This window comes from Prauserella cavernicola (assembly GCF_016595675.1).
Lineage (GTDB): Bacteria > Actinomycetota > Actinomycetes > Mycobacteriales > Pseudonocardiaceae > Prauserella_A > Prauserella_A cavernicola.
Genome location: NZ_JAENJH010000010.1, coordinates 130,030 through 144,667, shown reverse-complemented (window position 1 = coordinate 144,667; position 14,638 = coordinate 130,030). Strand labels below are relative to the sequence as shown.

The window sequence follows — 14,638 nt, the reverse complement described above, 5'->3', positions numbered from 1 at the left end:
GTCCCCCGGCAACCGGGTCGTCATCGAGTCACGAGCGCGACGACGAACAGCGCGCAGGCGGCGAGGGAGGCCAGGGTGCGCACGTGGTTCCACGCCGTCCAGACCGGCACGTAACGCGCCCAGAACGCCGCCGCCTCACCACTGTCCGGATCGATGCGCCCCAGCGCCTCGTTCCGCGGAACGTGCACCACGGCCGTGAGGACGAACGAGCCTGCGACGTAGGAGACGCCTGCGGCGAGCGACCAGCCGCCACCGTGGTCCGGCCAGCTCACCACCGACAGCACCGCGAGGACGGCCGACAGCAACGCCGTGCCGCCGAACACCGACAGGAACAGCGGGTTGAGCACGGTCCGGTTCACCGACCGCATCGCCACGGCACCGGTCGCGGCGGGCAGCCGGGCGAACGCGGCCATGACGAACGTGGAGAACGCGAAGAACACCCCGGCGATCAGGCCGCTGCCGAGCGCCGCGAGCAGGGTCAGGGTGACGAACAGCCCGTCGGTCATGCCGAGCAGTCAACCCGGGCGGCGTCACCACGCCCATGGCCACGACGCTCGACTGCATCAGCGCGCGTCTGGCCGGCTCAGGTCAGTGCGAGCGACGGCGAGCGCAGGCCGAGCCGGTCGACGAGCTCACGCGTCGCCTTCGACCGGTTGAACGTGTAGAAGTGCAGCTCGGGCACACCCTCGTCGAGCAGCTGCGAGCAGAGCTCGGTGACCACGTCGAGGCCCTCGGCGCGAAACGCCTTGGGGTCGTCGGCCAGCGGTTCGAGCCGCTCGAGCAGCCTGCGTGGCGGGGTGGCCCCCGACAGCTCGATCGTCTTGCGCAGGGTCCGGGGCGTGGTCAGCGGCATGATGCCGGGCAGCATCGCCGCGTCGCACCCCGCCGCGGCCACGCGGTCGCGCAGCCGCAGGAAGTCGTCGGCCTCGAAGAACAGCTGCGCGATGGCGAAGTCGGCGCCCGCCCGCAGCTTGCGCACCAGGTAGGTGGTGTCGGTGTCGAGGTCGGCCGAGCGCGGGTGGCCGTAGGGAAACGCCGACACCCCGACGCAGAAGTCGCCGAGCTCGCGGATGAGCCGCACCAGCTCCTCGGCGTAGTTCAGGCCCTCGGGGTGGGCGACCCACTCCCCCATCGGGTCGCCGGGCGGGTCGCCGCGCAGCGCGAGGATGTTGTGCACCCCGACCGCCGCGAAGTGGCCGATGACGTTGCGCAGCTCAGCCACGGAGTGGTCGACCGCCGTCAGGTGCGCCATCGGCACGAGGGTCGTGTCGGTGGCGACCCTGGCGATGTTGCGGATGGTGCCGTCGCGGCTGGAACCACCGGCGCCGTAGGTGATCGACATGTACGCGGGATCGAGCGGCTCCAGCTCCCGGATCGCCCGCCAGAGCACGGCCTCGTCCGGCTCGTCCCTCGGCGGGAAGAACTCCACCGAGAACGTCGGACCGTCAGCCGCACTCAACCGGTCGGCAACCCTGCGCACGAAGCACCTCTCTCACTCGCTCGAACCCAGCAGAACCCTGCAGAACCGCGGTGAAGGGCACCTTTACCGCGTTGAACGCAGTAAAGGTGCCCTTCACCGCAGGTGACTCAGTAGCGGTAGTGCTCGGGCTTGTACGGGCCCTCCACGTCGACGCCGATGTAGGCCGCCTGCTCCTTGGTGAGCTTGGTGAGCTTCACGCCGAGCGCGTCGAGGTGCAGCCGGGCCACCTTCTCGTCGAGGTGCTTCGGCAGGACGTACACCTGCTTGTCGTACTCGCCGGGCTTGGTGAACAGCTCGATCTGCGCCATCGTCTGGTTGGTGAAGCTGTTGGACATCACGAAGCTCGGGTGACCGGTCGCGTTGCCCAGGTTCAGCAGCCTGCCCTCGGACAGCACGATGATCGAGTGCCCGTCGGCGAACGTGTACTCGTGCACCTGCGGCTTGATCTCGACCTTCTGCACGCCCTGGGTCTTCTCCAGGCCTGCCATGTCGATCTCGTTGTCGAAGTGACCGATGTTGCCGACGATTGCCTGGTGCTTCATCCGCGCCATGTGCTCGGCGGTGATGATGTCGAAGTTGCCGGTGGTGGTCACGAAGATGTCGGCGGTCTCCACCACGTCCTCGAGCGTGGTCACCTGGAACCCGTCCATCGCGGCCTGCAGCGCACAGATCGGGTCGATCTCGGTGACGATCACGCGCGCGCCCTGGCCGCGCAGCGACTCGGCCGAGCCCTTGCCCACGTCGCCGTAGCCGCACACCACGGCGACCTTGCCGCCGATGAGGACGTCGGTGGCGCGGTTGATGCCGTCCACCAGGGAGTGGCGGCAGCCGTACTTGTTGTCGAACTTCGACTTGGTGACCGAGTCGTTGACGTTGATCGCCGGGAACAGCAGGTCGCCGGTCTTGGCGAACTCGTACAGGCGGTGCACGCCGGTGGTGGTCTCCTCGGTGACGCCCTTGATGCTCTCGGCGATCCGGGTGAACCGCTTCGAGTCGGCGGCCAGCGAGGCCTTCAGCGTCGAGAGGATGACCTGGTACTCGTGCGGGTCCTCCTCGGTGGGGTCCGGCACGGCACCCGCGGCCTCGAACTCGACGCCCTTGTGCACGAGCAGGGTCGCGTCGCCACCGTCGTCGAGGATCATGTTCGGGCCCTGGTCACCGAACTGGAAGAGCTGCTCGGTGCACCACCAGTACTCCTCGAGCGTCTCGCCCTTCCACGCGAACACCGGGACGCCCGCGGGCTGCTCGGGCGTGCCGTTCGGGCCCACCACGATCGCGGCCGCGGCCTCGTCCTGGGTCGAGAAGATGTTGCACGACACCCAGCGCACCTCGGCGCCGAGCGCGACCAGCGTCTCGATCAGCACGGCGGTCTGCACGGTCATGTGCAGCGAGCCCGCGACGCGAGCGCCCTTCAGCGGCTGGGAGTCCGCATACTCCCTGCGAGTCGCCATCAGGCCCGGCATCTCGTGCTCGGCCAGCCTGATCTGGTGCCTGCCCGCCTCGGCCAGCTTCAGGTCGGCGACGGCGAACTCGAGGCCGTTGACCTTCTGCAACTTCGCGTTCAAGAACTCTCTCCTCACGTGTTGAAGTACTTCGCTTCGGGGTGGTGGGCGACGATCGCGTCGGTGGACTGCTCGGGATGCAGCTGGAATTCCTCGGACAGCTCGACGCCGATGCGCTCCGCCTCGAGCAGCTCGACGATCTTGGCCCGGTCCTCGAGGTCGGGGCACGCCCCGTAGCCGAGGGAGAACCGCGCGCCACGGTATCCCAGCTTGAAGAACTCCTTGACGTCCGCCGGGTCCTCGTCCGCGGCCGAGGAGCCCGACGAGAACAGCAGCTCCTGGCGGATGCGGCGGTGCCAGTACTCGGCGAGCGCCTCGGTGAGCTGCACGCCCAGGCCGTGGATCTCCAGGTAGTCGCGGTAGGCGTTCTTCGCGAACAGGTCGTTCGCGTAGTCAGCGATCGGCTGGCCCATGCTCACCAGCTGCAGGGGCAGCACGTCGACCTGCCCGGTCTCGATCGCCTTCTCCTTGGACCGGTAGAAGTCGGCAAGGCACAGCCGCCGGTCGCGGCGCTGCCGGGGGAAGGTGAACCGCAGCCGCTCGGGGGCGTCCGGCTCGTCCTTGTCGAGCACCACGAGGTCGTTGCCCTCGGAGTAGCACGGGAAGTAGCCGTAGACCAGCGCCGCGTGCTGCAGGATGCCCGCGGTCGACAGCTCGTCGACCCACGCGCGCAGCCGGGGCCTGCCCTCGGTCTCGACCAGCTCCTCGTACGAGGGCCCCTCGCCCTTGCGCGCGCCGCGCAGGCCCCACTGGCCGAAGAACGTGGCGCGCTCGTCGAGCAGCGAGAGGTAGTCGTTCACCGCGACGCCCTTGACGACCTTCGAGCCCCAGAACGACGGCGTCGGCACGGGCGCGTCGGCGTCCACATCGGACCGGGTGGTGTCGTCGAGCGTGGGCTCGTCGCCCTGTTCGGCCTTGCGCTTCTCGGCGATGCGCAGCGAGCGCTCCCGCCGGGCCTTGCGCTCGGCCTTCTTCTCCTGCTCGGCGGCGTCCTCCTCCGGAGTGTCACCACGCTTGATCGCCATCAGGCGGTCCATCAGCGTCAGGCCCTCGAAGGCGTCCTTGGCGTAGCGGACGTCGCCCTCGTAGACCTCGTCGAGGTCGTTCTCCACGAACGTCCGCGTGAGCGCGGCACCACCCAGCAGCACCGGGTACTTGGCCGCGACGCCGCGGGAGTTCATCTCCCGCAGGTTGTCCTTCATGATCACCGTGGACTTCACCAGCAGGCCGGACATGCCGATGGCGTCGACCCGGTGCTCCTCGGCGGCCTCCAGGATGGCGTTGATCGGCTGCTTGATGCCGATGTTGACCACGTCGTAGCCGTTGTTGGAGACGATGATGTCCACCAGGTTCTTGCCGATGTCGTGGACATCGCCCTTGACCGTGGCGAGCAGCAGCCTGCCCTTCCCGCCGGAGTCGTCCTTCTCCATGTGCGGTTCGAGCTGGGCCACAGCGGCCTTCATCACCTCGGCCGACTGGAGCACGAACGGCAGCTGCATCTGCCCCGAGCCGAACAGCTCGCCGACCACCTTCATACCGGCGAGCAGGTTCTCGTTGATGATCGCCAGCGGCGGCTTCTCCGCCATCGCCGCGTCGAGGTCGGCGTCGAGGCCGTTGCGCTCGCCGTCGACGATCCGGCGCTCCAGCCGCTCGAACAGCGGCAGCTTCGCCAGTTCCTCGGCGCGCGACGCCCTGCTCGACGAGGCCGTCTTGCCCTCGAACAGCTCCATGAGCTTCTGCAGCGGGTCGTAGCCCTCGCTGCGCCGGTCGTAGACCAGGTCGAGCGCGACCTTCCTCGGCTCCTCCTCGATCTTGGTCATCGGCAGGATCTTCGAGGAGTTCACGATCGCCGAGTCGAGCCCGGCTTCCCGGCACTCGTTGAGGAACACCGAGTTCAGCACCTGCCGCGCGGCCGCGTTGAGCCCGAACGAGACGTTCGACAGCCCGAGCGTCGTCTGCACCTCCGGGTGGAGCCGCTTGAGCCGCCGGATGGCCTCGATCGTCTCGATGGCGTCCTTGCGGACCTCCTCCTGGCCCGTGGTGATCGGGAACACGAGGCAGTCGATGATGATCGCGGAGGCGTCGAGCCCCCAGTTGTCGGTGAGGTCGGCGATGGCGCGCTCGGCCACGCGCACCTTCCAGTCCGCGGTGCGGGCCTGGCCCTCCTCGTCGATGCAGGTGACCACCACGGCGGCGCCGTGCTCGACGGCCATCTCCATGACCTTGTGGAACCGGCTCTCGGGCCCGTAGCCGTCCTCGTAGTTCACCGAGTTGATCGCGCACCGGCCGCCGAGGTGCTCGAGCCCGGCCTCCACGACCTCGGGCTCGGTGGAGTCGACCATGATCGGCAGCGTGGACGCCGTGGCCAGCCGCGAGGCCAGCTCACGCATGTCGCGCGTGCCGTCCCTGCCCACGTAGTCGACGCACAGGTCCAGCATGTGGGCGCCCTCACGCGTCTGCGCCTTGGCGATCTCCACGCAGTCGTCGTAGCGCTCCTCGAGCATCGCCTCGCGGAACGCCTTGGAGCCGTTGGCGTTGGTGCGCTCGCCGATGTTGAGGATCGACGCGTCCTGCTGGAAGGGCACCGACTGGTAGACCGACGACACCGACGGCACCACCTCGGGGGTGCGCGGCCTCGGCTCCAGCTCCGCCACGGCCTCGGCGACGGCACTGATGTGCTCGCCGGTGGTGCCGCAGCAGCCGCCCACCAGGCGGGCGCCGAACTCGGTGACGAAGCCGCGCAGCGCCTGGGCCAGCTCGTCGGGCTGCAGCGGGTAGACGGCACCGTTGGGACCCAGCTCCGGCAGGCCGGCGTTGGGCATCACCGACAGCGGAATCCGCGCGTGCTGCGCGAGCACCCGCAGGTGCTCGCTCATCTCGGCGGGCCCGGTGGCGCAGTTCATGCCGATCAGGTCGATGCCGAGCGGCTCGAGCGAGGTCAGCGCGGCGCCGATCTCGGAGCCGACCAGCATCGTGCCCGTGGTCTCCACGGTCACCTGGGCGATGATCGGCACCCGCCTGCCCGCCTGCGCCATCGCGCGCTTCGCGCCGATGATCGCGGCCTTGGTCTGCAGCAGGTCCTGCGAGGTCTCCACCAGCACCGCGTCCGCGCCACCGTCGAGCAGCCCCAGCACGTTGTCGACATACGCGTCGCGCAGCGCCGCGTACGGCGCGTGGCCGAGGGTGGGCAGCTTCGTGCCCGGCCCCACCGAGCCGAGCACGAAGCGTGGTTTGTCCACAGTGGAGAACTCGTCCGCCGCCTGCCTGGCCAGGGTCGTGCCCTTCTCCGCCAGGTCACGGATGCGCTCGGGGATGTCGTACTCCCCGAGGTTGGCGAGGTTGGTGCCGAACGTGTTCGTCTCGATCGCGTCGGAGCCCGCCTCGAGGAAACTCCGGTAGACCGCGCTCACCACGTCGGGCCGGGTCTCGTTGAGGATCTCGTTGCAACCCTCGAGCTGGGCGAAGTCGTCCAGCGTCAGGTCGTAGGCCTGCAACGCGGTGCCCATGCCACCGTCGGCGACCAGCACCCGTCGTTCCAGCGCGTTCAGGAACGAACTCTCCATGCTCACACTCGCAGTTTCGACTCGATCTCGGCCGCGGCGTCATTGCCGTAGGTCCTGGCGACGCGTTCAGAGAGGTCAGCCCTGTCCAATGTGTACTCCTGGGTCCCGACGCTCTCCAGCACGATCGCAGCCAGCGTACAGCCAACCTGGGCAGACCTCTCCACCCCGAGCCTCGCGTGGACGCCCCACAGGAAGCCCGACCGGAAGGCGTCGCCGACGCCGGTGGGGTCGGTCTCCTCCGTCACCTTGTGTGCCGGAATGGTCACCGATTCGGCATCCTTGCCCTCGATCCGCACCCCGTCGGGACCGTGGGTGCGGACCCACAGCCCGACGCGGTCGAAGACCTCCTTCTCGGACCAGCCCGTGACCTTGAGCAGCAACGACGTCTCGTACTCGTTGGTGAACAGGTACGACGCGCCCTCCACCAGCGAACGGACGTCCGGCCCCTCCATGCGGGCCAGCTGCTGCGACGGGTCAGCGGCGAAGGCGTAGCCCCGCTCCCGGCACTCCTGGGTGTGCCGGACCATCGCCACCGGGTCGTTGGGGGCCACCACCACGAGGTCGAGCCCGCCGAGCCGGTCGGCGACCGTGCGCAGCTCGATGTCACGGGCCTCCTCCATCGCCCCCGCGTAGAACGAGGCGATCTGCGCCTGCGTCTCGTCGGTGGTGCAGAGGAACCGCGACGTGTGCCTGGTCTGCGAGACGTGCACCGACTTGGTGTCCACCCCGTGACGCTCCAGCCACGATCGGTATTCGTCGAAGTCGGTGCCCACGGCGCCGACCAGCACCGGCGTCATGCCGAGGCTGCCGAGCCCGAACGAGATGTTGGCCGCGACACCGCCACGGCGGATGTCGAGCTGGTCGACCAGGAAGGACAGGGACACCTTCTCCAGCTGGTCCTCGACGAACTGGTCGGCGAACTTGCCGGGGAACACCATCAGATGGTCGGTCGCGATCGAGCCGGTCACAGCGATGCGCATGACAGGGGCACACTCCTCGGGTCGTCTTGGCGGGGCTGCCGTGCGGTGCGGCTCACGCCTTCGCGGCGTCCTTCAGCGCGGGAGCCCGGTCGGTACGCTCCCACGGCAGGTCGACGTCGGTGCGCCCGAAGTGCCCGTAGGACGCGGTCTGGGAGTAGATCGGCCGCAGCAGGTCGAGGTCGCGGATGATCGCGGCGGGACGCAGGTCGAACACCTCGTCGATCGCGGCCTGGATCTTCTCCGGCGCCACCTTCTCGGTGCCGAAGGTCTCCACGAACAGGCCCACGGGCGCGGCCTTGCCGATCGCGTAGGCGACCTGGATCTCGGCGCGCTCGGCCAGGCCGGCGGCGACGATGTTCTTGGCGACCCAGCGCGTGGCGTAGGCCGCCGAGCGGTCGACCTTCGACGGGTCCTTGCCCGAGAACGCGCCACCACCGTGACGGGCCATGCCGCCGTAGGTGTCGACAATGATCTTGCGACCCGTCAGGCCCGCGTCGCCCATCGGCCCGCCGAGCACGAAGCGGCCCGTCGGGTTGATGAGCACCTTCGGCTCCTCGGCCGAGAGCCCGAGCGAGGCGATCTCCGGCTTGAGCACCTGCTCGGTGAGGTCGACGGCCAGCATCTTGTCCAGGTCGATGCCCTCGGCGTGCTGGCTGGAGATCACCACGGTGTCGAGCCGGACCGGCTGGTCACCGGCGTACTCGATGGTCACCTGTGTCTTGCCGTCGGGACGGAGGTACGGGATCGTGCCGTTCTTGCGCACCTCGGTCAGCCTGCGCGAGAGGCGGTGGGCCAGCGCGATCGGCAACGGCATCAGCTCCGGCGTGTCCGAGCACGCGTAGCCGAACATCAGCCCCTGGTCACCGGCGCCCTGCTTGTCGAGGTCGTCGAGCGCGTTCTCCAACCGCGACTCGTACGCGGTGTCCACACCCTGCGCGATGTCCGGCGACTGCGAACCGATCGCCACGTTCACACCGCACGACGCGCCGTCGAAGCCCTTCGCCGACGAGTCGTAGCCGATCTCCAGCACCTTGTCGCGCACCAGCGTCGGTACGTCGACGTAGGCATCGGTGGTGACCTCGCCCGCCACGTGCACCTGGCCGGTGGTGATCAGGGATTCCACCGCGACGCGGCTGCGGGGGTCGGCGGCGAGCATCGCGTCCAGAATGGAGTCGCTGATGGCGTCGCACATCTTGTCCGGGTGGCCCTCGGTCACCGACTCGCTCGTGAACAACCTTCGATTTGCAGTCACAGTGTTTCCTTTGCCGTTGGGGGGACGGGGACTCTCGGGCTCACGCGCGGACGTGGAAGATCCCCCACGCCAGGTTGCCCGCACGACCACCTTCGACCCAGTTCTTCAGTCCGATCTTCATCCGCGTCAGATATTCGGTACTAACGTTGCCAGAGAGGTCCCCGTTACGTCGCTCGGTCTCCTCGAGAACCCGTCCATAATGCGTCGCGAGCTGCTGAGTGTGGTCCTCGAACTCGACCGACGACATGCCCAGCCTGGCCAGCTCGCGGCGGTAGAACGACGGCGATCCCATCGTATCGAGGTGCAGGCGGTCGAGGATGGGCCGCAGCGACATCTTGTCGCAGTCGTCGGCGGCCATCGGGTCGGTGAACAGGAACTGGCCCCTCGGCGTGAGGACCCTGGTCACCTCCTGCAGCACGCGGACCCGATCGCCGCTGTGCAGCATCGCGTCCTGCGACCACACGACGTCGAACTCGTTGTCCTCGAACGGCAGATCCTCGAACGACCCGTCGACGACCTCGATGAGGTGCGACAGTCCCTGTTCCTCGGAGAACCGGCGGTTCCGCTCGTTCTCGACCTCGCTGAGGTTGAGACACGTCACCTTGCACCCGTAGGTCTTGGCGAGGTAGCGTGCCGCGCCTCCGTAGCCGGAACCGATGTCGAGCACGCGGTCGCCCTCGGCGAGCCCGAGTTTGCCCGCCATCCGTTCCACCGTGCGCCTGCTGGCCGGGGCGATCTCCTCCTCGGGCGCCTCGTACAGCCCGACGTGGATGTCCTCGCCTCCCCAGACGTGGTAGTAGAAGTTGTCCGCGTCCCCGGAGTTGTAGTAGTCGCGGGCGACGTTCACCGCGGTCGAGTAGGTCCGCGACTCGTCGCCCGCCTCGACGTAGCGCTTCTCGGCGACGTGGATGAAGAAGTCGGGATCCTCCGCGCTCACGGTCTCCTGGAAGTCCCCGAAGGTCTCGACGCGCTGGAAACCGACCTCGCGCAGCAGTGTGCGCGTGTAGTCCTTGCGCAGCGGGAACATGTTGAGGTGGTACTGCGAGTTGTCCGGGAACTGGTACCGGAACCGCGCGAGGCCCTCGTCGACGTACTCCGGTTCGGCGGTCACGGCCTCGCCGCAGTAGTAGTACGTGTGCTTGCTGCTGAAGCCGTTGTCCAAAATGGAGTCATAGTTGCGCTGGTCGAGGATCAGCACGCCGTCGTGCTTGAGCACGGCGTAGAACTCGGCGAGCGCCTTGCGCCGGTCGCGTTCGGAGAACAGGTGCGTGAACGAGTTGCCGAGGCACACCACGGCGTCGAACTGGCCGTGCACATCGCGGTTGAGCCAGCGCCAGTCGGCGTGCACCACGCGCAGGATGTGCCCGCCGTAGTCGAGCCCGTTCTCGAACGCCTTCGCCAGCATCTCCGCGCTGCCGTCGACGCTGACCGTGTCGAAGCCCTCCTCCACGAGCCGCACCGAGTGGAACCCCGTGCCGGTGGCCACGTCGAGCACCGACTTCACCCCACGGGACTTGAGCAGGTCGACGAAGAACCCGCCCTCGCTCTCGTAGCGCTTGCGCCAGTCGATGAGCTCGTCCCACTTCTCGACGAAGCCCTTCACGTACTCGTTGGTGTAGTGGCCGGTCTCGCGCACGGTCAACGGATCCGCCCCGAACTCCTGCGCTGGATGCGCCTGCTGCCGGGACGTCTCCGCGGTCACGGCTGTCTGCACGTCCGTCTGGTCGGCCGTTGATTCCTTCATCTACGCGTTGCCTCCTCGGTCACGGCTCGCTGTCACGGCTCGCTTCGATTCGCCGGAAAATGGCACCCGAAATAGAACAGGCCGGACCCACGATTTCGCGGTCAGTCCGAAATGCGGCCTGCGGCGCGCTGGTGAGCGCAGCCGACACCGGGTCTCCCGCAAGACCCGTTTCCTCCACCCCGACTCGGCCGGGTTGCGCACATCGGCGCTGATCTGTGCAAACCGCCTGAAACCAATCTATTGATGTGAGCGGCACCCGATCAATGCGTCGATTGCGTGACGTGCGATTTCACCCCATGTATAGCGCCGTGGGACGCATTCCGTACCGCCGTGCACTGCGCGAACACGGCCCCCACACGCACCCCGTACGCGTATACCGCGTGGTAGGAGCGTTGTGGCGCCGCGATACCGTTGCCCACTTGACACCCCGTCCAAGCGAAATGTGCGCCATGCAACAAAATAACTCGTTTGGAGTAGCCGATGCTACTCAAGGTTGCCCTGGGTCGATATTCCGGCGGATTTCTCGCCCGAACTTCCGACAGGCGGGCTCACGCTGAGTTCGTAGCGTATTCAGCAACAGGTTGCGTAATGATCAACACAAGCGGTTTTGGCGACCCCGGGTACTCGCCCGCGCACCCGGGGTGGACCACCGTGGCAGGCCGTCCCACGGCACGCAACCCCGTTCGCGACAGCATCGGAGAACGGGTGGCGCCGCGATTTTCCGGATCGCGCGCGCCGGGGACAGGTCCCGCCGGAAATTTCGTCGCGCTCGCGCCGCCGGCCGGGAAAACGGGGCAGATCAACCACCACCCCCAGAATCGTTTCGATCCGCGGGGCAACGTGGCCCCGGCAAATCCACGACCTCGCATTCTCCGCCCGTGGATGTCCACACCAGACAGTCAGAACCCGGTGATCGAGAGACGGAGAATCACGCCACCGTCGCCGCGACGCTCACCGCGGGGCCCTTCTCCAGCCGTTCGACGACCACGTCCGACACGGCGAACCCGTTGCCGGTCAGCACGGCGCTCAGCCGCGTCGCCGTCGGCGCGGCCTGCGCCGGGTCCAGCGGCTGCCCGATGACGACGAACCGGCCACGCGGCGCCAGCAGTCCACGCACGACGGCCAGTTCCCGCGCGGGGTCGCCGCGCAGGAACACCGGGACGTGGATCGCGAAGACGACGTCGAACCGGGCGGAGCCGAACTCCGCATCGAACTCGGCGTCCAGCAGCGAGGTGGCCGCGAGCGTGGCCGTGCCGCGCTCGACGTGGTCAGCGTTGCGCCGCGCCGCGTGCTCGATCATCACCGGCGAGCGGTCGATCGCGGTGATCGAACCGCCCCGGAGCCGCCCGCACACGAGCGAGACGGCGACGCCGTGACCGCAGCCGATCTCCAGCACCCGGTCGCCGGGGCCGACGCCGAGGGTGTCCACCGCCCAGCGCAGCCGCTCAGCCGCTGTCGCCATGTCGCGAACCTACTGCAGGACCGGGGCGCCCTTCGGCAGGTGAACGCCTCCGCCGCGCCGTCCCGTCGTCGCCGCCGTCGGGTTCCGGCAGGCCGAACAGCGCGCCGACCGCGGGGATCGCCCGCCTCCGGTGCTCGGCACGATGGGAACGGCTCACAACGCGCGCTCGTCGAAGCGGCCGTGGAGGTGCTCCGTGCTCAGCACGCCCCCGGTCACGTGGTCGCGCGCCTACTCAGCGAGGTCACGCGAGCACACAATTCAGTAACGGTCACCTGTTGTCACTACTGCTCAGTAGCTGTTCAACAGAACTTCAGCTGGATGGCCTAAACAGGAAGGTGACAGTGGTGCGCGCCAGGTTGATTGCGCTGTTATTGGTGTGTAACTATCAGGCAGCTTTTCACTGATGCGGGCCAGAAGCGGGTGAATATTCGGAGCGTGGGAGTCGGTGTGAACCAGGTTCGCTTCGCGTTCCAGCCGCTGTACAGCCTTCACACGGGCGGGGTCGTGGCGGTCGAGGCACTGGCACGCCCGGCGTCCGGCGGCGTCGGCGACCTGCTCGGTTCCGCCCTCCGGCGTGGCCGGCTGGTCGAGGTCGACGTCGGTCTCGCCGCCCGCGCCGTGCTCGACGAGGCACCGCACGCCACACTCCTTCCCTTGCACCTCAACGTGACGGCACTCACGGCGGCCGCGCCCAAGCCCGCGCTGCAGGCTCTGTTCGACGCGCTCGGCCAGACGAGCCGCCGGCCCCGCGAGGTCGTGCTCGAGATCGGCCCGCCCTTCCACGGCATCGCGCCCGGCGCGCTGCTCGCCGGCCTGGCGCGGCTGAGCGAGCTCGGCTTCCGGCTGGCCTTCGACGGTCTCGGCGCCGGCGATCTCCCGCTCAACCTGCTCGCGGAGTCGAAGGTCGATCTCGTCAAGATGGACCGCACGGCGCTGCGCAGGCTGCCCGACGACCCGGCGACGGTCGCGCTCGTGGAGTCGCTCGTGCATTTCGCGGCCCGGACCGCCGTCCGCCTGGTGGCCACCGGGATAGAGACGGAGGCGCAGCTCGACACCGTCCGCAGCCTCGGTATCCGGATCGTGCAGGGCAATCTGTTCGCCCCCGCTCGCAAGGGCATGGTGTCGACGGGCTCCATCACTCTCGCGACACCGGAAGGGCATCAGGGCCCGCACACGTTCGCCCCGACGAGCACCCCCACGGTCAAGGACTACCTGCGTCCCGCCACGACGCTGCCGCTGGACGCGACGTGCGAACAGGTCCGCAACGTGCTCATCGACAACGACGCCCCGACGGGCATCGTCGGACTCGACGACGACGGCCGTCCACAGTGGTCGATCGACCGCACCCGGTTCCTGCTCGCGGTCACCGGACCGTTCGGCCACGCACTGCACGCCAACCGGCCAGCCGAGCGGCTCGCGGACGCTCCGCACGTGATCCGGCACGGCGCCGCGGCGCTGGAGCTGCTCGACCTGGTGACCGACGCCGACTGGGACCGCACGGCCGACGACGTGGTGGTGATCGACGACACCGGACGTTGTCAGGGCGTCGTGCTGGTGCACGAGGTCGTGCGCGGGCTCGCGGACGCCAAGATCGAGGAGGCGGCCGCCCTCAACCCGCTGACGCGGCTGCCCGGCAGCGATACGGTCGCCCGCGACGTCGACCGGCGGATCGCCGCGAACCAGCCGCTCGTGGTCGGCTGGATCGACGTCGACGCCTTCAAGAAGGTCAACGACACGGTGGGGTTCGCCGCGGGCGACGACCTGATCAGGGCGCTCGGCCGCAAGCTCGGCGACCTGGCCGCGAAGCTCGGCGGGGTCACGGTCAGCCATGTCGGAGGCGACGACTTCCTCATCGCGTGCGACGTCGACAAGATCACCACCGTGGCCGACCACCTGCTCGACTCACCGTGGTACGCCGAGGGGCTCGCCGTCACGGTCTCGCTCGCGACGCTGGTGTGCGCGGGCGCGTCGGTCGGTTCCTACCGCGAGATCTCGCGCCTGCTCGCACCGCTCAAGAAGAGCGCCAAGGACGTGCAGGGGTCGAGCTGGGTCAACAGCTGGCCCGGCACCGAGCGGATCGAGATCCTGCGCGGGCTCAACCCGCAGCAGATGCCCAAGCAGCGCCCCGCGAGCTGAGCCGGGGCAACCCCGGAGAGCACAGTGCCCCGGTGCTGCTGGGGGTTCAGCACCGGGGCACTCTCAGGTGCCGGCGCCCTGGGGAGGGGGACTCTCGGGCGCCGGACAGGCTACGCAAACATGAAACTCTTTGCGATCAGCTTCATGTTTGAGCATACGCCATCGGTGATGTTTTGCATAGATTTCCATCGTCGTGCATCTCCTGTCTGGCCGGGCGCCGACGACGTATAGTCGAGCGTGCTGGTGGTTCGTCGCGTCCCAGACCGGGACCGGCGAGGCAAGAGGGAACCTGGTGTGAGTCCAGGACTGCCCCCGCAGCGGTGAGCGGGAACGACCGCCGTCAAGACGCACTGGGCACACGCGGCCTGGGAAGCGACGGCCAGTAGGAACGCCGGAGACGATCCGGCGCACGCCCGCGAGTCCGAATACCTGCCACCGCCGCGCGTACCGCCGGTGCGC

9 protein-coding genes and 1 riboswitch are annotated in these 14,638 nt (G+C 68.5%); of the genes, 1 reads left to right on the top strand and 8 read right to left on the bottom strand.

What is annotated here, in order from left to right; translation table 11 throughout:
* Window positions 1–20: 20 nt before the first annotated feature.
* The 8 genes from JHE00_RS29300 to JHE00_RS29265 form a co-directional block, all read right to left on the bottom strand.
* Window positions 21–506: an anthrone oxygenase family protein gene (locus JHE00_RS29300; RefSeq protein WP_200324368.1), complete on the bottom strand. Its 486-nt coding sequence runs from the start codon at window positions 504–506 to the stop codon at window positions 21–23.
* A gap of 77 nt (window positions 507–583) precedes the next feature.
* Window positions 584–1,480 carry a methylenetetrahydrofolate reductase gene (locus tag JHE00_RS29295; RefSeq protein WP_200324366.1) on the bottom strand — a complete coding sequence of 299 codons (897 nt, stop codon included), beginning with the start codon at window positions 1,478–1,480 and terminating at the stop codon, window positions 584–586.
* A gap of 107 nt (window positions 1,481–1,587) precedes the next feature.
* Window positions 1,588–3,045: an adenosylhomocysteinase gene (gene ahcY, locus JHE00_RS29290; RefSeq protein WP_200324364.1), complete on the bottom strand. Its 1,458-nt coding sequence runs from the start codon at window positions 3,043–3,045 to the stop codon at window positions 1,588–1,590.
* A gap of 11 nt (window positions 3,046–3,056) precedes the next feature.
* The gene (gene metH, locus JHE00_RS29285) at window positions 3,057–6,605 is read right to left on the bottom strand and encodes a methionine synthase (protein WP_200324589.1); all 3,549 of its coding nucleotides are present in this window, start codon (window positions 6,603–6,605) and stop codon (window positions 3,057–3,059) included.
* 2 nt (window positions 6,606–6,607) lie between these two features.
* Window positions 6,608–7,585 (bottom strand): carbohydrate kinase family protein, encoded by a 978-nt coding sequence (locus JHE00_RS29280; RefSeq protein WP_200324362.1) that lies wholly within the window; start codon window positions 7,583–7,585, stop codon window positions 6,608–6,610.
* A gap of 52 nt (window positions 7,586–7,637) precedes the next feature.
* Window positions 7,638–8,837 (bottom strand): methionine adenosyltransferase, encoded by a 1,200-nt coding sequence (gene metK, locus JHE00_RS29275; protein ID WP_200324360.1) that lies wholly within the window; start codon window positions 8,835–8,837, stop codon window positions 7,638–7,640.
* 40 nt (window positions 8,838–8,877) lie between these two features.
* The gene (locus JHE00_RS29270; RefSeq protein WP_200324358.1) at window positions 8,878–10,581 is read right to left on the bottom strand and encodes a glycine/sarcosine N-methyltransferase; all 1,704 of its coding nucleotides are present in this window, start codon (window positions 10,579–10,581) and stop codon (window positions 8,878–8,880) included.
* A gap of 928 nt (window positions 10,582–11,509) precedes the next feature.
* Window positions 11,510–12,043 (bottom strand): class I SAM-dependent methyltransferase, encoded by a 534-nt coding sequence (locus JHE00_RS29265; RefSeq protein WP_200324356.1) that lies wholly within the window; start codon window positions 12,041–12,043, stop codon window positions 11,510–11,512.
* A 447-nt stretch (window positions 12,044–12,490) separates the two neighbouring features.
* On the opposite strand from JHE00_RS29265, the gene JHE00_RS29260 reads away from it, so the two are divergent.
* Window positions 12,491–14,179 carry an EAL domain-containing protein gene (locus tag JHE00_RS29260; protein WP_200324354.1) on the top strand — a complete coding sequence of 563 codons (1,689 nt, stop codon included), beginning with the start codon at window positions 12,491–12,493 and terminating at the stop codon, window positions 14,177–14,179.
* A 227-nt stretch (window positions 14,180–14,406) separates the two neighbouring features.
* Window positions 14,407–14,630, top strand: a riboswitch (cobalamin riboswitch).
* Window positions 14,631–14,638 lie beyond the last annotated feature (8 nt).

What these genes read in the sequence shown, in the direction of transcription:
- JHE00_RS29300 (WP_200324368.1), bottom strand. Translation starts at nt 506, where the DNA reads ATGACCGACGGGCTGTTCGTCACCCTGACCCTGCTCGCGGCGCTCGGC.
- metH (WP_200324589.1), bottom strand. Translation starts at nt 6,605, where the DNA reads ATGGAGAGTTCGTTCCTGAACGCGCTGGAACGACGGGTGCTGGTCGCC.
- JHE00_RS29280 (WP_200324362.1), bottom strand. Translation starts at nt 7,585, where the DNA reads ATGCGCATCGCTGTGACCGGCTCGATCGCGACCGACCATCTGATGGTG.
- JHE00_RS29270 (WP_200324358.1), bottom strand. Translation starts at nt 10,581, where the DNA reads ATGAAGGAATCAACGGCCGACCAGACGGACGTGCAGACAGCCGTGACC.
- JHE00_RS29265 (WP_200324356.1), bottom strand. Translation starts at nt 12,043, where the DNA reads ATGGCGACAGCGGCTGAGCGGCTGCGCTGGGCGGTGGACACCCTCGGC.